22 protein-coding genes are annotated in these 19,098 nt (G+C 56.0%); 8 read left to right on the top strand and 14 right to left on the bottom strand.

The features are described from left to right. Window positions 1-35: 35 nt before the first annotated feature. The 11 genes from ACA055_RS18565 to ACA055_RS18615 form a co-directional block, all read right to left on the bottom strand. On the bottom strand, window positions 36-1,367 hold the full coding sequence (locus ACA055_RS18565) for an LLM class flavin-dependent oxidoreductase (RefSeq protein WP_497679982.1): 1,332 nt from the start codon (window positions 1,365-1,367) through the stop codon (window positions 36-38). A 64-nt stretch (window positions 1,368-1,431) separates the two neighbouring features. After that, on the bottom strand, window positions 1,432-2,196 hold the full coding sequence (locus ACA055_RS18570) for an ABC transporter ATP-binding protein (RefSeq protein WP_497679983.1): 765 nt from the start codon (window positions 2,194-2,196) through the stop codon (window positions 1,432-1,434). A 25-nt stretch (window positions 2,197-2,221) separates the two neighbouring features. Continuing rightward, window positions 2,222-2,995, bottom strand: coding sequence for an ABC transporter permease (locus tag ACA055_RS18575; RefSeq protein ID WP_497679984.1), 774 nt, complete (start codon window positions 2,993-2,995; stop codon window positions 2,222-2,224). 8 nt (window positions 2,996-3,003) lie between these two features. Beyond that, complete coding sequence (locus ACA055_RS18580; protein ID WP_497679985.1) at window positions 3,004-3,909, bottom strand: ABC transporter permease; 906 nt, start codon at window positions 3,907-3,909, stop codon at window positions 3,004-3,006. 4 nt (window positions 3,910-3,913) lie between these two features. Continuing rightward, entirely contained in the window at window positions 3,914-5,023 is a 1,110-nt protein-coding gene (locus ACA055_RS18585) for an ABC transporter substrate-binding protein (protein WP_497679986.1), read from the bottom strand. Window positions 5,024-5,058: 35 nt separating this feature from the next. After that, window positions 5,059-5,970, bottom strand: a complete 912-nt coding sequence (locus ACA055_RS18590) for a TauD/TfdA dioxygenase family protein (protein WP_497679987.1) — start codon at window positions 5,968-5,970, stop codon at window positions 5,059-5,061. A gap of 442 nt (window positions 5,971-6,412) precedes the next feature. Further along, window positions 6,413-7,561 carry an L-threonine dehydrogenase gene (gene yiaY / locus ACA055_RS18595; protein ID WP_140679976.1) on the bottom strand — a complete coding sequence of 383 codons (1,149 nt, stop codon included), beginning with the start codon at window positions 7,559-7,561 and terminating at the stop codon, window positions 6,413-6,415. A 379-nt stretch (window positions 7,562-7,940) separates the two neighbouring features. After that, entirely contained in the window at window positions 7,941-8,300 is a 360-nt protein-coding gene (locus tag ACA055_RS18600) for a VOC family protein (RefSeq protein ID WP_497679988.1), read from the bottom strand. A gap of 322 nt (window positions 8,301-8,622) precedes the next feature. Next, window positions 8,623-8,991 carry an antibiotic biosynthesis monooxygenase family protein gene (locus tag ACA055_RS18605; RefSeq protein ID WP_497679989.1) on the bottom strand — a complete coding sequence of 123 codons (369 nt, stop codon included), beginning with the start codon at window positions 8,989-8,991 and terminating at the stop codon, window positions 8,623-8,625. A gap of 41 nt (window positions 8,992-9,032) precedes the next feature. Further along, entirely contained in the window at window positions 9,033-10,007 is a 975-nt protein-coding gene (locus ACA055_RS18610) for a zinc-dependent alcohol dehydrogenase family protein (protein WP_497679990.1), read from the bottom strand. 62 nt (window positions 10,008-10,069) lie between these two features. After that, the gene (locus tag ACA055_RS18615; protein ID WP_497679991.1) at window positions 10,070-10,372 is read right to left on the bottom strand and encodes an ArsR/SmtB family transcription factor; all 303 of its coding nucleotides are present in this window, start codon (window positions 10,370-10,372) and stop codon (window positions 10,070-10,072) included. Window positions 10,373-10,619: 247 nt separating this feature from the next. Here ACA055_RS18615 and ACA055_RS18620 point away from each other — a divergent pair, with 247 nt between their 5' ends. Then, the gene (locus ACA055_RS18620; RefSeq protein ID WP_497679992.1) at window positions 10,620-10,778 is read left to right on the top strand and encodes a cellular communication/signal transduction; all 159 of its coding nucleotides are present in this window, start codon (window positions 10,620-10,622) and stop codon (window positions 10,776-10,778) included. Window positions 10,779-10,834: 56 nt separating this feature from the next. After that, window positions 10,835-10,975: a DUF2986 domain-containing protein gene (locus ACA055_RS18625; RefSeq protein ID WP_497679993.1), complete on the top strand. Its 141-nt coding sequence runs from the start codon at window positions 10,835-10,837 to the stop codon at window positions 10,973-10,975. On the opposite strand, the gene ACA055_RS18630 is transcribed toward ACA055_RS18625, so the two are convergent. Continuing rightward, window positions 10,972-11,898, bottom strand: coding sequence for a Gfo/Idh/MocA family protein (locus ACA055_RS18630; protein WP_497679994.1), 927 nt, complete (start codon window positions 11,896-11,898; stop codon window positions 10,972-10,974). The two genes, ACA055_RS18625 and ACA055_RS18630, sit on opposite strands and share 4 nt — an antisense overlap. A gap of 206 nt (window positions 11,899-12,104) precedes the next feature. Here ACA055_RS18630 and ACA055_RS18635 point away from each other — a divergent pair, with 206 nt between their 5' ends. The 3 genes from ACA055_RS18635 to ACA055_RS18645 all read left to right on the top strand — a co-directional run bounded on the left by ACA055_RS18635 (window position 12,105) and on the right by ACA055_RS18645 (window position 14,476). Beyond that, window positions 12,105-12,551 (top strand): DUF4124 domain-containing protein, encoded by a 447-nt coding sequence (locus ACA055_RS18635; RefSeq protein ID WP_497679995.1) that lies wholly within the window; start codon window positions 12,105-12,107, stop codon window positions 12,549-12,551. A gap of 82 nt (window positions 12,552-12,633) precedes the next feature. Next, a complete protein-coding gene (locus ACA055_RS18640; RefSeq protein ID WP_497679996.1) occupies window positions 12,634-12,768 on the top strand; it encodes a hypothetical protein in 135 nt (44 codons plus the stop codon). Between the two features lie 1,015 nt (window positions 12,769-13,783). Beyond that, on the top strand, window positions 13,784-14,476 hold the full coding sequence (locus ACA055_RS18645; RefSeq protein WP_497684446.1) for a methyl-accepting chemotaxis protein: 693 nt from the start codon (window positions 13,784-13,786) through the stop codon (window positions 14,474-14,476). Between the two features lie 49 nt (window positions 14,477-14,525). Here the strand turns inward: ACA055_RS18645 and ACA055_RS18650 are convergent, their stop codons facing one another. Further along, window positions 14,526-14,996, bottom strand: a complete 471-nt coding sequence (locus tag ACA055_RS18650; RefSeq protein ID WP_497679997.1) for an anti-virulence regulator CigR family protein — start codon at window positions 14,994-14,996, stop codon at window positions 14,526-14,528. Window positions 14,997-15,189: 193 nt separating this feature from the next. Here ACA055_RS18650 and ACA055_RS18655 point away from each other — a divergent pair, with 193 nt between their 5' ends. The 3 genes from ACA055_RS18655 (at window position 15,190) to ACA055_RS18665 (ending at window position 16,842) form a co-directional block, all read left to right on the top strand. Next, window positions 15,190-15,594: an antitoxin Xre-like helix-turn-helix domain-containing protein gene (locus tag ACA055_RS18655; protein ID WP_497679998.1), complete on the top strand. Its 405-nt coding sequence runs from the start codon at window positions 15,190-15,192 to the stop codon at window positions 15,592-15,594. Then, window positions 15,588-16,280 carry an RES family NAD+ phosphorylase gene (locus ACA055_RS18660; RefSeq protein WP_497679999.1) on the top strand — a complete coding sequence of 231 codons (693 nt, stop codon included), beginning with the start codon at window positions 15,588-15,590 and terminating at the stop codon, window positions 16,278-16,280. Before ACA055_RS18655 ends, ACA055_RS18660 begins: the two co-directional genes overlap by 7 nt. A gap of 121 nt (window positions 16,281-16,401) precedes the next feature. Beyond that, a complete protein-coding gene (locus ACA055_RS18665; RefSeq protein WP_497680000.1) occupies window positions 16,402-16,842 on the top strand; it encodes a phage infection protein in 441 nt (146 codons plus the stop codon). Between the two features lie 122 nt (window positions 16,843-16,964). On the opposite strand, the gene ACA055_RS18670 is transcribed toward ACA055_RS18665, so the two are convergent. After that, window positions 16,965-18,974, bottom strand: coding sequence for a putative bifunctional diguanylate cyclase/phosphodiesterase (locus ACA055_RS18670; RefSeq protein ID WP_497680001.1), 2,010 nt, complete (start codon window positions 18,972-18,974; stop codon window positions 16,965-16,967). Between the last annotated feature and the right edge of the window lie 124 nt (window positions 18,975-19,098).

Below are 19,098 nucleotides of genomic sequence, written 5' to 3' on the forward strand. Positions count from 1 at the left end.
CCCCACGAGCAGCCTCGGGCGTCTTGTAAGATCGCTCAGGCGGACTTCAAGGAAAAACGTGAATCCGGGCGATTCAAGCCGTAATGCTCGCGCAGCGTACTACCCGCATATTCACTGCGGAACAGGCCACGCTTGCGCAGTATTGGCAGCACTTCATCGAGGAACACTTCAAAGCCTTCGGGGAACGCTGGCGGCATCACGTTGAAACCATCGGCGGCACCACTGCGGAACCACTGCTCGATCAAGTCTGCAATCTGCACCGGCGTACCTACCGGCACCCAATGCCCACGAGCACCAGCCAGGCGATTGATCAGTTGGCGCAGCGTCGGTTTCTCGCGGTCGACAATGTCGATGATCAATTTGAAACGGCTTGACTGGCTTTCGCTGCTGTCGAAGTTGATCAGGTGGCGCGGGAACGGCGCATCCAGATCGTGCCCGGTCAGGTCGACCCCCAACATGCGGCGTAGCTGACCTAACGAGATGTGCGGCAACACCAGTTCGTTGAGCTCGTCGAACTTGCGCTGGGCTTCGGCTTCGGTGCTACCGATGTAGGGGCTGATGCCCGGGAGAATTTTCAGCTGGCGAGGATCGCGCCCCGCCGCCTTCGCCCGAGCACGGATATCGTTGGCAAATTCGGTCGCGCTTTGCAGGGTCTGGTGCGCGGTGAAAATCGCTTCGGCATGCCTGGAGGCGAAATCACGGCCATCTTCAGAAGACCCAGCCTGCACCTGCACCGGCCGCCCCTGTGGCGAGCGCGGAGAGTTGAATGGGCCCTTTACTTTGTAGTGGGTTCCCACGTGGTTGATCGCATGCACCTTGTCACCGTCGGCAAACACCCCGGAAGTCTTGTCCAGCACCAGCGCATCGTCCTCCCAGCTGTCCCACAGGTCACCGACCACCTGCACGAATTCTTCGGCTTGGGCATAGCGGTCAAACGCCGAGGGATGTTTATCCAGGCCAAAATTGGCGGCTGCAGCGGCCATGGAAGTGGTAACGATGTTCCAGCCGGCGCGGCCCTTGCTGAGGTGGTCCAGCGCACTGAACGAGCGGGCCAGATTGTAGGGCTCGCTGTAGGTCGTGCTGGCCGTGGCGATTAGACCTATGCGTTGGGTCACTGCGGCAATCGCTGCCAGCCAGGTGATGGGTTCGAAACGAATGCGCAAACCCTCATGCCCGCTTTCAGCGAGTGACGGCGAATCCGCAAAGAAAATCGCATCAAGTTTCTCGCGTTCAGCGCGCAGTGCCAGTTGCTGGTAATAGCCGATATCCATGGAAAATTCCGGCACCGACTGCGGGTGACGCCAGGCAGCTTCGTGATGGCCGTTGGGATAGATAAATAGGTTGAGGCTGAGCTGGCGTTCGGACATTTCCCGTTCCCTGAAAAAAGTGAGTTTGAAAAACAAGCCTGCGCACGTCGTCAGGCGCAGAGACTCAGTGCAGCTCGGCAAAATCGCTCAGCACATCGTCGCGCAGGGCAATGAAGCGGCTGTCACTGCGGTTGCGTGAACGCGGCAGATCGATATCGAGGATGCGCCGGATTCGGCCGGGGTTGGGCTGCATCACCACCACGCGATCACCCAGGAATACCGCCTCATCAACATCGTGCGTGACCAGGATCATGGTGATCTTTTCCTTGACCCAGATGTTTTGCAGCTCGCCCTGCAGGCGCGCACGGGTCAAGGCATCGAGGGCACCCAGCGGTTCATCCAGTAGCAGCACGCTCGGGCGATTGACCAAGCCGCGGGCAATGGCCACGCGTTGCGCCATGCCGCCGGATATCTGATGAGGATAGGCATCGATAAAGTCTTGCAGGCCGACCAGTTCAATGTGCTCGCGCACGGTGTCGCGTTTCTGCCCAGCGCTCAGGGGTGAATTCTTGAGGCCAACAGCGACGTTCTGCTCCACATTGAGCCAGGGGAACAAGCGGTGGTCCTGAAATACGATGCCACGGTCCAGGCCCGTGCCTTCGATGGGTTTGCCATCCAGCAGGATGCGCCCGTCGTATTCTTCGTCCAGTCCAAGAATCAGTCGCAGCAGCGTGGATTTTCCGCAGCCGCTGGCGCCGACGATGCTGATGAACTCCCCAGGAGCGATGTCGAGGTGGATGTTGTCGAGTACTTGCAATTGAGTCGAGCTGCCCGGTCGGGAAGCGAAACGCTTGCTGATGTTTTCGAGGGTCAGGCTGTTGTTGAGCATGTTGCAATCCTTTTGAAAGTGCCAATCAACGAGGGGCGATGCCGTACAGGCGCTGCATGCGCCGCTCAAGTGTCCGGGCCAATGCGTTGAGGCCCCAGCCCACCAGGCCGATAACCACCATTCCAAATAACACCAGGTCCATCATGAAATGTTCGCTGCCATCAATAAGCGTGTTGCCGATCCCCTCCCCCGATACCAACAAATATTCGGCGCCGATGGTCGCCAGCCAGGAATAGACCAGCGCCAGGTAAATCCCCGTGAAAATCGACGGCAAGGCGGCGGGAAGCATTACCCCGATGATGGTTTGCCAACGGGTGAAGCCGTACACCCGCGCCACTTCCAACAGGTTGGGTGGGACATTGCGTAAACCGTCGCAGGTATTCACCACCACCGGTACCAGCGCTGCCAGTGACAGGAACACTACCTTGGCCACATCGCCCAGGCCGAACCACACGGAGATCAACGGGATCCAGGCGAACAGAGAAATTTGTTTGAAGGTATTGAAACTCGGACCTACAAGACGTTGGAAATACCGTGACAGGCCCAGCAGGCAACCCAGTATCAGGCCGAGCGTGGTACCGATAAAAAAGCCACTGAGGTTACGCGCCAGGCTGGCAGAAATTGCCCGCCAGAATTTGCCCGAGGCAATTTGATCCCAGGCCGTGGTGGCGACTTTTTCCGGTGAAACGAGCAAGCCCGATTGGCTCCAGCCCTGGCTCGAAGCCAGCCACCACACGACAAGAGCGGCAATTGGCAAGACCCATCCGCGATATCGGCGGTTACGACTACCTACTGACATGATCGCACTCATGACAGTCGCCCTCCGGCAGTTGGCCGACCACGATTCAAGTGTTGTTCCAGGTAATCGAAACCGCGGTCTATCAACAGGCCGAGAGCACCGACCACCACAACGGCCGCCATGACCAAGTCCAGTTGAAACAGCTGGCGCCCATAGACAATCAGGTAACCCAGCCCCTCACTCGATGCCACCAACTCGACCACTACTAGCGATAACCAGGCTTTGGTGAAGCCCAGACGCAAACCAGTGAACAGCGTCGGGATGGCCGCCGGCAAGACGATGGAAGTGACGCTTTGCCGACGGCTGAAGCCGTAGGCCCGGCCGACTTCCAACAGCCCTTTGGGTGCCTGATGGAAAGCCTGCAAAGTACACAGAGTGATCGGCACCATGGCCGCCTTGGCAATCAGCACATACTTGAGCGTCTCGCCGATGCCGAACAGCAGCAAGGCAAACGGCAACCAGCCCAGTACCGGTATTTGCACCAGCGCGTTGAAGGTGGGTAAAAGATAATCCTCTACAGTTTTGGAAAGTCCCATGGCCAAGCCCAGAGCTATACCGACGAATGCGCCCAACGCAAATCCGACGACCACCCGTTGCAAGCTGGCGAACGCGTTCAGCCACAGGTCACCGGAGGTGACCAGGTCCGACAAAGTTTGATAAACGTAGCCTGGCGGTGGTAGCACCTGCTCTGAAAGCCAACCGCGTTCCACCCCCAAGTACCATAAGCCGAGCAACACCAGCGGCAACAGCCAGGGCATGGCTTTATCACCCAGATTGAAGGACCAGGCTGACGTGCGCAGCACCTCTACCTTGCGTACTGAACGGGCCGGTGACGGTGGCAAGCGTTTGACGTTGTCGGTCGGCAATGCCGGCGTCGCGTACTGCTCTAATCTGACGGTCTGCGCCCTGGCCATTTGCCTAGCTCCCTTGCTTGCTGGTCGCGGTCGCTACTGCATTGCCAGCCGGCTGTTTGCCATCCGGGCCGTAGGGCGTCCAGTAGTTTTCAAGCCCCTTGGTTTTCAGGGATTTTTGCAAGTAACTGGTCTCGAACCAGCCGTCGATGCTGACGGGGCGACGGATGAGTTTTTCTTCCTTGGCCTGGTCCGCCACGGCCTGATAGCGGCCAAGCAGAAAGTTGTCGACCAGAGGCGAGGCTCTGTCCCTGAGGCTTACGCCGGTAAAGTCGGCGCGTAGTGATTCTGCGGGTTCATTACTCTTGGCCCATTCAGTGAAGACAGCCTCACGATGGCTGTCATCCGATGTCCATTTCGCCGCGTCCACCAGCGTATCGACAACCTTTTGCACATTGTCCGGATGTGCTTTCTCATAGCGGCCCCGAACCACCAGTGCAGTCTGCCGGGTGTAGCGCACATCCTGAGTGGGATTGTCATAAACGATGTCGATCAGGCCTTGATCGCGAAGCTTGAACAATTCGCGGCCGCCGAATGCGGCATCTACTCCATTGGATACCAATGCTGCCTGAGTGCTTCCGGTATCGAGGTTGATTACCTTGATATCGCGCTCGGTCAGGCCATGCTCCGCCAAAAGATTGATCGTCACCAGATGGCCGTTGGTTCCACGAAAGACCGCCACCTTTTTACCTTTCAGATCTCCGATGCTTCTGAGCTGAGATCCCTTGGGAACTGCCAGGTAAAGGTTGGCACGTACACCCAGTGCGGCCAGCAGTTTGGTGTCCAGTCCATTGGAACGCCCGACTACTGCGGGCAGATCGCCCTGGTAGGCGAAATCAAGCTGCTGGTTCGACAAGGCTTCGTTTACCGCGGGGCCAGCCCCCTTGAAAAAGAACCATTGCACCTCTGTACCGGTTCCAGCGAAGGCCTTTTCCAGCAGTTGCTGATTGCGCACAATGCCCAAGGTCGAGCCACTGAATGTTACCGGGTCACCGCCGCCGGCCGTCGCTACACCGATGCGCAATACATCGGCCTGCGCCAAGGGTATTGCAAGAAGCGCAGCCAGTACTGCAGCGATGCGGCCTTTGTGAAACAGGGGAATACCTTTGAGTTCCATGTAGAAACCTTCCTTGTGTCGATGAGACTCGTTTGTTACGCAGCGAGGTGTTTTTTATCGGCTTCGGTTTTCGGCGAGCGGGTATCCGGGCTTGGCTTGAGCGCTTGGCTCAAACGACCGTCAACGCCAACCGGCACATCACCGTCGATGGTGGTTCGGCGCACGATTCGCTGGGCATCGCCATAGTCGTTAATCGCGATGTGCTGCGTGGCGCGGTTGTCCCAGATCACCACGTCGCCCTCCTGCCAGCGCCAGCGCACGGTGTTGTCGACATGGGTAATACGATCGTGGAACAGACGAATAAGTTGTTTTGAATCGCTATTGCTGACGCCCTGAATCTGTTTAACAAAGTGCCCCAACAACAAACTTCTTTCGCCCGACTCAGGATGCACCCGCACCAAAGGGTGTTCGGTCTCATAGACTTCGGCGGTAAACTGTTCGCGATAACGCTTGATACCCGACTCGTCAGTATTTCGTGGCGCCGCATAGTCATATAAGTTGGTGTGCAGCGCGCGCAGACTGTCTGCCAGTTGTTTTAATGGCTCGGGCAAGTCGGTGTAAGCCGCCGCTGTATTGGCCCACACCGTGTCACCGCCATAAGGTGGAATAACCACACCGCGCAAGATGGATATCTTCGGATAATTAGCGACAAAGGTCACATCGGTGTGCCAGGAATTGGCTCGGGTTTCCTTGGCGTCCAGGTGCAGGATGGCGGCACTTTGCTCGGCGGAACGTACGGTCGGATGCGGTACCTGATCACCGAAGCGCCGGGAAAAAGCTTCGTGCTGTGCGTCATCCAGATGTTGGTTGCGAAAGAACAGAACTTTATATTTCAGCAGCGCTTGATTAATAACTTCGAAATGCTCGGCACTAATATTCCCTCCAAGTTTCACACCCTCCAGTTGCGCACCAATTCGGCCAGCTACGGGTTTGATTTGAATTGTCATCGAGCTACCTCCTGTCTCACGAGTTGTTGTAGGACCAATCATAAAGACATAAAAGCATCTGTGACTAATCACCATTTATTCTAAAGATAGAAGGTTGACCATATAACTAAGCCACTATAAAACTTCACGATCAGCTATAAGCTCTTGGTTATTAGCTCATAACGCTTTAGTTGGGTATTGGAAAGAACAGTGACCCATAGCGGAACGGGCGTACACGTACGAAGTACGTTCAACATCGCTCCAACCGCGAGCAACTCGGCTAAGCCCAGGCAACTCGCTCGCGCGCGCAATTCATCCGAAGGCATCACCCGCACACTCAAGGAATGGCGAGTTTCTCAGGACTTGCCGGGGTTCAAAGTCGAGTACCCGTGAAGAACCCAAAAAAAGCCCCGCACTTCAACCGAAGGCGGGGCTTTTGATCTGGCTGGCGTCACTACATCGGTTACATCGCGGTATGGAAAATCTGCTCGATCTCGTCCTGATTGGCAGGACGCGGATTGGTAAAGCCGCAGGCATCCTTCATGGCATTGGTTGCCAGGATCGGGATATCGTCAGCCTTGGCGCCCAGTTCGGCGAGGCCGCTCGGAATACCGACATCCGAAGACAGTTTACGGATGGCGGTGATGGCCGCGGCGGCGCCTTTTTCCGCATCCAGATGCTGGGTATCGACACCCATCGCGTTGGCGATGTCTTTAAACCGGGCCGGGCATACGCTGGCGTTGAAGCTGGCGACATGGGGCAGCAGGATCGCATTACAGACGCCGTGAGGAAGGTCGTAGAACCCACCCAGTTGGTGCGCCATGGCGTGGACATAACCCAGCGAAGCATTGTTGAAGGCCATGCCGGCAAGAAATTGCGCGTAGGCCATATTTTCCCGGGCGGTCATGTCGTCACCCTGGGCAACCGCAGTGCGCAGGTTAGCCGAGATCAATTCCACGGCCTTGAGTGCACAGGCATCGGTGATCGGCGTTGCCGCAGTCGACACGTAGGCTTCGATAGCGTGGGTCAGCGCGTCCATGCCGGTGGCGGCCGTCAGGCCTTTGGGCATGCCTGCCATCAGCGAAGGATCGTTGACCGACAACAGTGGGGTGACGTTACGGTCGACGATGGCCATTTTCACGTGCCGGACTTCGTCGGTAATGATGCAGAAACGGGTCATTTCACTCGCCGTGCCAGCGGTGGTATTGATCGCGATCAACGGCATCTGTGGCTTGGCGGATTGATCCACGCCTTCGTAATCACTGATATGCCCGCCGTTGGCGGCGCACAGGGCAATGCCCTTGGCGCAGTCATGGGGTGAACCGCCGCCCAGGGAAATAATGAAATCACAATCGCTACGGCCAAGCAGCTCGAGGCCTTTCTCGACATTGCTGACCGTCGGATTCGGTTTGGCGCCATCAAACAGGGTGGAGTTGATGTCCTGCTGGGCCAGGAGGCTTGCTACCTTGGCGGCCACGCCGGCTTTGGCCAGGCCTGCATCAGTGACGATCAAGGCTTTACGGAAACCATATTTGCGGATGGCGAGCATTGCTTCGTCGAGACTGCCAATGCCCATCATGTTCACGGATGGAATGAAGAAGGTGCTGCTCATGACAAATCCTCTTTTATTCTGGAAGCCCGGAAATCAGGTGAGGTCTTCTATTCATATCGCAGGCTGTGAGGCTCGTCTGATTGTCATCATTGACGAAGTTCAGCGGGAGACGGGGCTGCATCAAGTGTTCAGGCGAACCGTGTTTTAAGATGCAGAGGTGGATGGGCCATCGCAGCCGGTATCTTTTGATCATGTGATTGACCCTAAACCTATGGCGCCAGACTGGAATGGTCCTTTAGCGTTCATTGGCACCTCCTTTAGTACTGGGAGGTATGCAGATCAATCGACAGGCAGGAGTCGGCCAGAAGCAACCACTCACATTGCTGGTATGCGGCAGAAACTCAGATCGTGGCAGGTCAATGGCGAAGTAGCAGAATACTTAGCCAACGTTTTTGCTACCTTCCGAAATTTGCGTGAACGCAAGGTAGTAGCCATTGCAATCGCGGAGCCCAAACTCCCTAGATCCATAAGGCATATCTTGAAGCGGCCAAGCGATGGCGACCTTGTCTTTCACTGATTCGTAATATTGATCTACATGCGAAATCGCAAAGTACAACGTGCCCGAAAAGGCTACAGGACTGCCCCAAATATCGGCTTGGGTAAAGGTGAGGCTGCAATCCTGTAGCTGGACAGTGATTGTCGACTCGAGAGAATCAGCGACGGTGATACCTAGAATATCGCGATAGAAGTTTGCGGTGCTGACCAGATCGTTACAACGCAGAAGAGTGGTTAAGGGCATGCTGGCCTCGGTAAGTGCTCCGGTTGCGACAGGAGTTCGCTACTCCAGGTAAGCGGACGCCAGGACGGACTGCTGTCCAGGTCCTAATTTGTTTAAAAGATAAAACTTCTGACCAATGATTTTCCGCTGAATCCCTTCGGCGCAGCCGGTCACTGAAATACCCGACCGGCTGCGCCGAAAGGATCCATAGGACGATACAGTGGACATGTCGAAGCAATGCAGGACGAGAAACCTGTGAGCTTGTTGGACTAATTTTCAGATCAAATCTCGATCACATTAGGCGACAACAAGATTGCAAATTTCCGACAACGGCCCAATTGCTTTAAAGCCACACACTTTTTAAGGTACTAGCATTGCCCATGCCAACGGCGCTGTTCGGTTCATCATGTTCGCCTGTAGCAAAAGCTGCCCCCTCAATATGATAGACCCTCGGTTCTTCCGAAAAATATTCCTGTAAGCCCATCATGAACACCCGATGGTCTTCACTCGCTTCGAAGCCCGGCGTGTGATCTTCGAGTGATTGCCATCGCACGATCAGGTTGAATAGCTGGGGGGTTTCAATCCCTTGCGCTAGCAAGTGGCCGCCGTAACCCTTTGCGCGGGTGAGCAAAGGAGCGACCTCGGCAAATGCACGTCTGAACTTTTCAATGTGTTCTTTGTGAACGGGGAGCAGAGCGATTTCATAAATCATGGCGTTCCTCTGATATAACTTAAACGGTTAAAAGTACGCACTTACGAGATGAGCGATGGCTCGACTGCAATCGCGATTTTTCCTCGAATGCCGTTGTTGGGACTCTCCAACCGGGCATGGGCGAGTGCAATGTCGGCAAGCGAATAGACGGCGCCAACGTGTGGCCGCAGCTGACCGCGCGCTACCAATGCGCTCAGTTCATCAAGCTTGCCGCGGTTCTGTCTTGTGAAAACGAAGTGATAACTCGCGTTCTTGCCCCAGGCCTGAACGACGTTTTGTGGCTGTGCAATGTCCACAATCGTGACCACGCGGCCAAGTTGTGCGAGCACGTCAGGGCTACGCGACAGTGTGTTGCCGCCGATGGTGTCGAACACGACATCGACTCCGCGGCCACCCGTTTCCCGGATGATGGCGTCGACGTAATCCTCCTTTTCGTAGTCGATGACCACATCGGCACCCAAACTTCGTGCGAACTCAACGTTTGCTTCGCGCACGGTCGTGAACACTCTTGCGCCCATGGCTTTTGCCAGCTGGATTGCCACATGTCCGACGCCTCCCGCGCCGCCGTGTACAAGAATGCTTTCCCCGACCCTGAGCGCCGCACGCACGACCAGTGCTTCCCACGCCGTCCCGCCAACCAAGGTCAGGCTTGCCGCCTCAAGATGGCTCAGTGATGGCGGTTTCTTCCCAATAATGCTTTCGGCCGCAACGTGGTACTCGGCATAACTTCCTGGCCCGTCAAATATTTGCGGGGTGTACCAGACTTCATCTCCTGGAGCGAAGGTCGTCACACCCGGCCCAACTTCTTCGACAACGCCTGATACGTCGTGTCCGGTAATGGCCGGCAGTTGCACCAGGTCGGGATAATCGCCACGTCGAACCTGATAATCCAAGGGGTTGATGGAGGTTGCGTGTACCCGCACCAGGACTTGTCCCGCACGCGGCACTGGCTTGGGCACGTCGCAGAGTTCGAACGATTCCGGGCCGCCAAATGATTTAAGTATCATCGCTTTCATTATGAATCCTCGTATCGATAAAAAGGGATATCGAGATATCTCGATATCATGCGGTAAAAAAATTACAGCTCTTTCCCTATGATCTTGGCAAGAGCACTGATGGTTGCTTCATTCCGCTTGTAGTAGGTCCACTGACCGATGCGCCTGACTTCGACCAAGCCCACTCGTTGCAGCGTTGCAAGATAACCAGACACCGTTGACTGCGACAGTCCGATACCTTCTTGGATACTACTGACGCAGACTCCTACCGTGAGAACGTCACCTTCATCCTGCGGAGGGAAGTTCTTTGCGGGATCCTTCAAACCTTTCAAGATTTCAAGGCGTGTAGGGTTTGAGAGGGCTTTGAATATTTCGATCAATTCCATAACCTGATCATATCGAGATTTATCGATATGTCAATACGAGAATCATCCGCCGTTGTTTAGAGTCAGCCCGACTCAAAAGCGGACGCTGCTGGTATCGGGAACTCAACAACCTAGCCACTGCCCCGATTCACGCTTACCATACTCCCAACTCGTATTACCGCGGCTGCTGAACCGGTACTCACGAGGAAATGACCATGGAAACAGCCCGCGCCTGTAGACGCACACAGGCCCGTAAACGCGGCATTTCATGGAGCGCGAACACCTGAATCGCCTGCAGGCCGAGTACGCCCGTCTGCTTGAACACAAGCTGATTCACTCTCGGGATGTTCCCGACGACTTTCGCTACATGGATCCTGAGCCGGTGGACATGCTTGAAGAGGCAGTGAAGCCCTACCTCACTACCTAAGCTTCGTGCGCAAAACCTCGCCCATCATTCAAGAACATACAAGCCGAGTAGAAAATATGAATCGTCGTAAAAAAATAAAGCAGTTATTAAAGGCCCACGCAAAAAAGGCCAGTGCCAAATTGGCACCGCCAAGCAAGGCTAAATACATTAGTAAAGCTGACCGATTGAAACTGGCTGCTGAACCCAGTCTCGACTAATCGTAGAACGGCTCAACCGACGCCCGACTGCCTACAAAAAAGCTGTCGGCAACCAGTCGCAACGGCTGGAGATCCAGGTCACTGGCTTTGTCGCCAATCAGCTGTTGAAAATGTCGATACACCGCCGCGTACTCGCCCTCCTCCGATACAGCTTGGCGCACGCCGTCAATACTCAACAGTGCGCCTCCGTTGTCCAGTCGCAGAATGCCTTCGGCACAGCGAATCTCGATGCTCCAGAGTTCCTCATGACCGTGGTCGAAATCGAACTCCGCGCGGACATCGAGGTGGCGCGCGTCAGACATTTTAATGGACGCGGCAATAGGCGACTGGCAGTTGCTGGGAACTCGCAGTTCGGCGGACTCAACAAACAGCGGCAGCGCCAGCAGATGAGTTGCAATGGACAAGGCATTGATGCCGGGATCGAAGACGCCCAGGCCGCCGGGTTGCCAGATCCATGCCTGGCCAGGGTGCCACTTGCGCACGTCTTCCTTCCAGTCGATCTGTACGCTTCGCAGGGTGCGAGTGGCCAGCCAGTCACGCGCGGCTTCGATGCCGGGCGCGTAGCGTGAATGCCAAGCGAACAAACCACTGACGCCTTGCTCCGCTACTTGATTTACCACCGCCATCGCTTCACCTAACGTGGCACACGGCGGCTTTTCTACCAGCACGTGTTTGCCAGCAGCCAGCGCTTGTTGCACCAGAACGAACCGTCCTTGCGGCGGTGTGCAAAACGCAATCGCATCGACGTGCGGACCGTTTTCGAGCAACTCGCTCAGGGACTGAAAGTTCTCTACGCCCGCGCAGGGCTGCCCTTGCGTTGCGACAGACACTAACTGAAACGCAGGGTTGGCGTTGATAGCTGGAACGTGTTGATCCTGGGCAATCTTGCCGTAACCCACCAAGCCGAGACGGATCGGTTGCATCAATGACTCCTGATTATTTGTCTTGTTTTGGTAAGCGAACGGGCGGTCAGTCTTCGAAACCTGTTGTCCGATAATAGAGCGTGCGCCCGGCAGCTCTTGCCCACGGCGGCTATCATCAATGCCACTGTACTTTTTTACTATTAAGATCTGAAATCGGAGCGTCGCAGCAGTTTTGCGGTGTTGTCAGCCTTCTTGAGGGTTGCATCATGAAATGGACTTCGCACCTGGCACTCGCGGCCCTTTGTACCACCATCGTCCAAGCTGCGGATGTGTACAAATGCACCACCGCTGATGGTCGTGTGGTTTTCTCGAACACCGGGTGTGGAACCGCAAGCGGGAGCGCAGAACTACAAGAGCTGAAAATCAACAACATGGGAGAGCCCATAAAACCATCATCACTTAGGCAATGGAAAACCCAAAGCGTGGATCCGGATTCATCTCATAACTCGCCCACCGTAGTCCAGGATTCCGCCGATGAAGATACAAGGGATGGTCGTATCAAGCGACGCTTAAGGGCTCAGGAGGAATACCTCGACAGCCTGAAACCGAAAATCCCGGGCGTGACGGTCATCAAGAATAAAGGTAGTGAAACCAACTACGAAAAATCGATGCGTCTGAGAGAGGAGGCTCGACAACTTTACTACCAGCACTAATTGGTTTGAATGACGAGTTTGATTGAGAATTTCGCATGACTGCATAACAACAATGGGGGTCCCCTTTTATCGGAGGCGAACAATGAGCAAACAACCTCAACCCCGCAGCCGTTCCAACCCTCAGCCCAGATCACGCCCGGTCGTGCCTAACCTGCCCAGTAAAACAGGCAACAAGTCCGGTGGCTTGCGCGGCAACTACCCGCCGAAGAAATCCTGATGACCTAAGGAGTAAGACAGGCTTTGCAACGGAGCCTGTCGAACTCCGCGTCATTTCAGCACTACTTGCCTCTATTTCTGACATTGTTTTGCGTGTACCCCATCGAACGCGCCAAGAGTGATGGCAAACGGCTACTCTCCTCACGGTTTCTCAAGGACGCCTTGGCCCTAGACCTGCTTCACCCTGGCTCAATTACATGGAGTAAGCGTGCATGCCCTTTCCCCCTCGTTTCCTCGACCACTACCGCAAAGCCGACCGAATCATGCTGGGTTTGATCTGGCTGATGTTCCTCTTCGCGTTGGGTCTGGCGTTCTGGTACGACACCTTTATGCAGGCGCTTTTGGTGGGTGGGGGCACGAGTTTGGTGCTGACGGTGCTGTATCGCGTAATAGGCGGAACGCGGTTGATGCGGTGTTGCCTTGCCATTGGTTTGATGGTCATGGCCGCGTTGCATATCAATCAGGCACAGGGGGTCATTGAATCGCACTTCGGCATTTTCGCGTTGCTGGCGGTGCTGACTTTTTATCGTGACTGGCTGCCGATTCTGGTCGCTGCTGCGACGATTGCGGTGCATCACGTGGTCTTCCATGTTCTGCAACATCAAGGTTTTCCGGTCTATGTCATGGCGCATCACGGTGGCTGGACGATGGTGTTCGTGCATGCCTTTTATGTGGTCATGGAGACGGTCGCCCTGCTCTATCTGGCCGTGCACAGTCAGGCCGACGCAGTGGAGAGCCAGGACATGCTGGACAAGATGCTCGCGGCCACGTCCCAGCTCTGCGTCGATGCTGGCAAGGGCGATAAGGCCACGGTGCATGTGTCGCTCGCGGATCGTTTCGATCAGTTCCTGATGCAGATTACCGCCCTGGTTGACGGGGTGGTTCGCGACTCCCACGGCTTGGGTGAGCTGGGCCAGGAGCTGGCCAAGGCGAGCAATACGCTGGAGAAAGGGGCGAAGCATCAGCTGACGGAAATTGCGCAGATGACGGGTTCAATGCAGCGAATGGGAGATGCGATGGGGCATATTGCCGTTCACGTCGAGCATGCCGTTGAACACGCCGGCCAGGCCAGTGTGCAAATCACGCGGGGACAGGAAAGTGTGAACCGCGCCCAGCATGAAATCACGCAGTTGGCGTCACGCCTGAAAGGCACGAACGAAACCGTACAGGTGCTGGCGGGACAGGCGCAGCAAATCGGTACGGTCCTGGAGGTCATCAGCAGTATTGCTGAGCAAACCAATCTGCTGGCCCTCAACGCCGCCATCGAAGCCGCCCGCGCCGGTGAGCAAGGCCGGGGCTTTGCCGTGGTGGCGGATGAAGTGCGCAGCCTGGCGCAACGGACGGCCGTTTCCACGAAGGAAATCCGGACGATCATCGAGGCCTTGCAGCAAGGCAGCCGCAAAGCCGTCGAGGCCATGCATGACAGTCGCGAAGGCGTGGAGCGCTGTGTCGAAGACAGCCAACTGGCGGCAGCGATGTTGCGGGCGGTGGGCAGCGACATTTCGCACATCGATGAACTCAATGGGCGCATCGTCACCACGACCCGCGAACAATCCACGGCGAGCTTCGAAATCGTCGGGCGCTTGCAGTCAGTGCAAAGCATTGCGCAAAACACGGCAGACGATGTCGAAACCCTTGCCCTGAGCAGCCAGCGCTTGCCGCCGATTGCCATACGCCTGGTTGCGCTGGGGCGCACGTTTCACCAGTAACGCATCCAACGACAGCGATGCGTCGATCTTCACATTCGCCACTCAAGCGTTAATCAAAAGCCCCGTTGAGAACTTCATAGATGAGCCCGGTTGCCAGCGCCACCAGTATCAAGTCGGTGCCAGCTTGTTGCCATTCGTATCCATCATAATGAGGCAGTCTCCCGACCAACCGACCATCCAGTTTTTTGGCGATGCCCGGTGGAAGAGGCTTGCCTCGCGCGAGGTTCTTTTGAATGCCGGGTGGCAACGCAGGTCCGGGGCTCCAGTAGTCCCTGTAACCGCCAACAATTCCGAGAATGCTTCCGCGATTGATGCTTGGTCCATTATTCCAATCGCCGCCCCCGGAATTTTGACCTTTGCTTCCATGACCTCCCTGGTTGCCATGGCCCTGGCTGGTTTGTGGATTTCCCTTGCCGTTTCCCTGGCCCTTTCCATTACCAGGATCGGCCAATGCAGTAGCAGAGCCGGAGACCAACGCAAGACATGTAATAGCTGCAATCAATGAGCGAGATCTGAGCATGAGTCGTTCCTTCAGTGCGGGGGATATCTTTATAAAATTTAGACGCTATTGAGGATGTTGGTTCCTAGCCCTCCCATCGATGCCCAAGCCCCTCGTACATGGGACTGTCGTACTCCACTGGTCGCGCCGACCTTGCTCTACAGATTCTATTTGCATACATTTGAATCTATAGATTCAACGTGAGGTATTGACCATGGCCGTTGCCCTTCAGGAACAAGCCTTTACCAAGAGCCAGTGCGTGACAGGTCTGCGCGCCGCTGTTGGCATCCTCGAAAAGTGGGGCGCATCCAGCGAACAGGCCTGCCGTATCCTGCGCATTTCTCGCAGCACCTACACCCGCGCCCGGCAGCGCGATCCCGATTGGGCCGTGGCGCTGGACTCGGACCAGATGCAGCGCATCAGTTTTGTGCTCAACATCCACGCCGCGCTGCGCCTGGTCTTCGACAACCCGGAAAACGTCTACGGTTTCCCGTCGATGGCCAATAACAACGAGTTTTTCAATGGGCGTAGCCCGCTCGAGATCATGTCGCAGGGCGATATGATTTCGCTGTATGAAACCTTTCGGCGCATCGACGTGCTGCGAGGCGCGCAATGGTGATGTTGGGCGAGCTGCCAGAGCTTGCCGGTGAGTCGCTACAGGCCTATCGATTGGTCAATTCAAAGTTTCCACCGGTGGCGTTGTTTGATGACGTCGCGGACGCAGACGAGTTTGAAGTGCTGTACCAAATACAGGAACTCACCAACCCCAGGCTGAAAAATGAAGTGGGTCGCCTTGAGTTGATTCCACGACGTGAGATCCCGTTCGGTATTCCTGGCTGCTCCTACGCGACAGCGCCTTTTACCCACGTTAACCCGGCAGGTTCGCGGTTCAGCGATGGCAGTTTTGGGGTGTTGTATTTGGCGGACTCCATGGAAACGGCGCTGGCCGAAGTGCGGCATCACCAGAGTCTGTATTGGTCGAATGTGCCAAGCCTCAACTATGAGCGGTTTGTTTTCCGGGGGTTGTCCTGTTCTTTTGTGAATGTCGCGATGAAAGATGCGGCGGCTATTCCGATGACTGATCCTGTGTACGATCCAGACGATTACACGCATTCCCGCCGCTTGGGGAAGTCCGTCAGAGATGCTGGTTGTCCCGGCCTGCGTTATAACTCGGTGCGCATGCAGGACAGTTACTGCTGGGCGCTGATGACGCCGAGGCCTGTTGTTTCCATTATTCAGACAGCTCATTACGAGATGGTCTGGAATGGTCAGGTGACCAGTGTCAGTAAGATCAGCGAGGCCTGATGCACCGTCCGCATCCATTGCCCACGTCGATAGTCACCATCAACCCAATGAAGTTCTCTTAAAAACTCCGGGGCGTAACATCGCATCCATACCAAACAACTACACCCCGGAGCACACCATCATGAAACGCCAAACCCTCCTCAGCATCGCTTTCTCGGTTTTTGCAGTTAACGCTTTCGCCGCTACCTCTGCTCACCCGGTTGTCGCTGAAGGCGGCTCGGATCGTCTGATTGAAAGTCGTGTGGCTGAAGGTGGCTCGGATCGCCTGATCGAGAATCGCGTTGCTGCTGATGGCTCGGATCGTCTGATCGAAAACCGTGTCGCCGCTGATGGTTCGGATCGCCTGATCGAAAACCGCGTCGCTGCTGATGGTTCGGATCGTCTGATCGAAAACCGTGTCGCCGCTGATGGCTCGGATCGCCTGATCGAGAATCGCGTTGCCGCTGATGGTTCGGATCGCTTGATCGAGAACCGCGTTGCCGCTGATGGTTCGGATCGTCTGATCGAAAACCGCGTTGCCGAAGGTGGCTCCGACCGCCTGATCGAAAGTCGCGCGGCATGAATGAATGACTTCAAAGCAGTACCTGACAATAAGCCCGGCCTGACAAGCCGGGCTTTTTCGTGCGCACTCACAAAGCGTGCCGGCTGACTCCGTTTCCGGCAAGTTGATGAGAGACGGTTGAGCTACTTGCACCCTCGCTCTTCATACCACTGCATGAACGCCTCGGCGCTTACCGGTCGGCAAACGTGAAAACCTTGGGCCATGTCGCAATGGTAACCACCCAGTGCATCAAGCAGCTCGGCTGTTTCTACGCCTTCGGCGATGACCGCCATGCCAAGATTGTGACCAAGATCGACGACGCTCCGTACGATTAGCTCGTTGGCCTGATTGCTTTGCATGGCCAGTACAAAGGATTTGTCGATCTTGAGTTCGCTGATGGGCAGGTCCTTCAACTGAGCCAGGCTGGTATAGCCGACGCCGAAATCATCGATGGCAATATGAATGCCCAGCGTATGGAGTTGCGTCAGAATGGTACGAGCAGCATAGGAATCGAGCATGATGGCGGACTCGGTCACTTCGAGCACGAGCATATCTGGGGTCAGTTTGTGGTGTTCAAGCAGGTCGACAATCTGAGCCACCAGTTTGTCATCCAGCAGGTTGCGTGCAGAAATGTTCACGGCAACCGGTATGCGTATCCCGGCGTCGGCCCAGGCCCGCACTTGAGACAGAGCGAGGTTGAGCACGTATTGAGTCAGGGAGCCTATGATCCCGGTGTGTTCGGCAAACGGAATGAATTCATCCGGGTGCACCAGGCCGCGTACCGGGTGCTGCCAGCGCACCAATGCCTCGACTCCGGTGACTTCTCCTGTGCTCAGGCGGACCTTGGGCTGGTAATCCAGGAATAACTCGCCGCGGTCCAGACCACGCCGCAGTTCGCCGAGCATTGCCAAGCGTTCCGGAGAGCGCCGATCCGATCCGGGGTCGTAGGCGAGAATGCCCTTGCCCTGCTTCTTGGCTGCATACATGGCGATGTCGGCGCGCTGCATGAGCGTCGAAGGATCGTCACCGTGCAGCCCCGAAACCACTACTCCGAAGCTGGCCTCGACATCGAGCTCGACCCCATCGATTTCGAACGATGCGGTGATCGCGGTGTGCAACCGTAGCGCAGCAGTCAAAGCGCCATCCAAGCCCTCCACAGCCGGTAACAGGATGGCAAACTCGTCGCCTCCCAACCGGGCGACCGTATCGATTTCCCGTGCTTCACTGATCAGCCGTTTGCCGATCTGGTCGAGCAGGCAGTCCCCGTAGTGGTGCCCCAGGGTGTCGTTGACTTCCTTGAATCGGTCAAGGTCGATCAGCAACAGGGCTGTGGTTGTTCCTTGGCGACGCCCCAGGCGCAGTGCCTGCTCGAAACGGTCGGCCAGGAGGGTACGGTTGGCCAGCCCGGTGAGCTTGTCATGCAGCGAAGCGTGTAAAGCGTCCTTGCGTTGACTGTCGAGTTCGACACGAGTGCGCCGCAGCACTTGGGCGAACAGGGCGGCGAGAAGCAGCCCGGCAAAAAAAACGATGGGCGTGCTATTGGCATTGAAGGACTCTCGCGTGCGCAACTTTTCCAGCGCCCCGATAGACTCCCGGTGGTGATCGACTGCTGCTTGCAGGACGACTTTTTCAATTTTTTCGAACCGCGGATCGGCCTCCTCGTTGTCGATCCAGCGCACTTTCGCATCATCTCCACGATCGACGGCATCGAACAACTTGTTGACGCTTTCCAGGTAGAGAGTCAGCGCCAAGCCAACTTCCTCGACAAGGAGCTGGTCTGCAGGCGATCCGGAACGTTGTATATGCTCAAGTGCAATGGTCAGTTGAGCTACGACAGTGTTGAATTTACGACGTACCTTCGGACTAGGGTCCAGTCGATATTTACGTTCCAGAGACTCGACGGCTGCCACGGCAGTCGCAGCCACTGTGTAGTGATCGGACAGCATGCTAGAGGCGATCGCCTCCTGCCCCAGGCGTCCGGTGGCAATTGAAGACCACACCGCAAAACCACTGATAGCCAGCAGTACGGTGACCAGACCATAGCGCGCCCACCTGCTGGGTATTGTTTTGCTCCAGCGCATGAGCTTGGGTACGGTAATCACGCGTGCAAAGGCTTCAGGATGTTCCGGGCTTGCTGGCGGTAAATTGCTCATGCGCTACCTCATGTAGACGTGGCTGCTTCCATTCTTATGGCAATGTCCGCCAAAACTTGAGCTTAGTTGAAAACGAAACTAGCCTTCATTATTCGACCGTCTCATGCGCAAGCCGTGGGTACAA

It is taken from the genome of Pseudomonas sp. LBUM1657, from assembly GCF_059716075.1.

What these genes read in the sequence shown, in the direction of transcription:
- ACA055_RS18670 (WP_497680001.1), bottom strand. Translation starts at nt 18,974, where the DNA reads ATGAGCAATTTACCGCCAGCAAGCCCGGAACATCCTGAAGCCTTTGCA.
- ACA055_RS18575 (WP_497679984.1), bottom strand. Translation starts at nt 2,995, where the DNA reads ATGTCAGTAGGTAGTCGTAACCGCCGATATCGCGGATGGGTCTTGCCA.
- ACA055_RS18635 (WP_497679995.1), top strand. Translation starts at nt 12,105, where the DNA reads ATGAAATGGACTTCGCACCTGGCACTCGCGGCCCTTTGTACCACCATC.
- ACA055_RS18660 (WP_497679999.1), top strand. Translation starts at nt 15,588, where the DNA reads ATGGTGATGTTGGGCGAGCTGCCAGAGCTTGCCGGTGAGTCGCTACAG.
- ACA055_RS18645 (WP_497684446.1), top strand. Translation starts at nt 13,784, where the DNA reads ATGGGGCATATTGCCGTTCACGTCGAGCATGCCGTTGAACACGCCGGC.
- ACA055_RS18625 (WP_497679993.1), top strand. Translation starts at nt 10,835, where the DNA reads ATGAATCGTCGTAAAAAAATAAAGCAGTTATTAAAGGCCCACGCAAAA.
- ACA055_RS18665 (WP_497680000.1), top strand. Translation starts at nt 16,402, where the DNA reads ATGAAACGCCAAACCCTCCTCAGCATCGCTTTCTCGGTTTTTGCAGTT.
- ACA055_RS18565 (WP_497679982.1), bottom strand. Translation starts at nt 1,367, where the DNA reads ATGTCCGAACGCCAGCTCAGCCTCAACCTATTTATCTATCCCAACGGC.
- ACA055_RS18610 (WP_497679990.1), bottom strand. Translation starts at nt 10,007, where the DNA reads ATGAAAGCGATGATACTTAAATCATTTGGCGGCCCGGAATCGTTCGAA.
- ACA055_RS18655 (WP_497679998.1), top strand. Translation starts at nt 15,190, where the DNA reads ATGGCCGTTGCCCTTCAGGAACAAGCCTTTACCAAGAGCCAGTGCGTG.
- ACA055_RS18580 (WP_497679985.1), bottom strand. Translation starts at nt 3,909, where the DNA reads ATGGCCAGGGCGCAGACCGTCAGATTAGAGCAGTACGCGACGCCGGCA.
- ACA055_RS18600 (WP_497679988.1), bottom strand. Translation starts at nt 8,300, where the DNA reads ATGCCCTTAACCACTCTTCTGCGTTGTAACGATCTGGTCAGCACCGCA.
- ACA055_RS18605 (WP_497679989.1), bottom strand. Translation starts at nt 8,991, where the DNA reads ATGATTTATGAAATCGCTCTGCTCCCCGTTCACAAAGAACACATTGAA.
- ACA055_RS18615 (WP_497679991.1), bottom strand. Translation starts at nt 10,372, where the DNA reads ATGGAATTGATCGAAATATTCAAAGCCCTCTCAAACCCTACACGCCTT.
- ACA055_RS18585 (WP_497679986.1), bottom strand. Translation starts at nt 5,023, where the DNA reads ATGGAACTCAAAGGTATTCCCCTGTTTCACAAAGGCCGCATCGCTGCA.
- ACA055_RS18620 (WP_497679992.1), top strand. Translation starts at nt 10,620, where the DNA reads ATGGAGCGCGAACACCTGAATCGCCTGCAGGCCGAGTACGCCCGTCTG.
- yiaY (WP_140679976.1), bottom strand. Translation starts at nt 7,561, where the DNA reads ATGAGCAGCACCTTCTTCATTCCATCCGTGAACATGATGGGCATTGGC.
- ACA055_RS18590 (WP_497679987.1), bottom strand. Translation starts at nt 5,970, where the DNA reads ATGACAATTCAAATCAAACCCGTAGCTGGCCGAATTGGTGCGCAACTG.
- ACA055_RS18640 (WP_497679996.1), top strand. Translation starts at nt 12,634, where the DNA reads ATGAGCAAACAACCTCAACCCCGCAGCCGTTCCAACCCTCAGCCCAGA.
- ACA055_RS18630 (WP_497679994.1), bottom strand. Translation starts at nt 11,898, where the DNA reads ATGCAACCGATCCGTCTCGGCTTGGTGGGTTACGGCAAGATTGCCCAG.
- ACA055_RS18650 (WP_497679997.1), bottom strand. Translation starts at nt 14,996, where the DNA reads ATGCTCAGATCTCGCTCATTGATTGCAGCTATTACATGTCTTGCGTTG.
- ACA055_RS18570 (WP_497679983.1), bottom strand. Translation starts at nt 2,196, where the DNA reads ATGCTCAACAACAGCCTGACCCTCGAAAACATCAGCAAGCGTTTCGCT.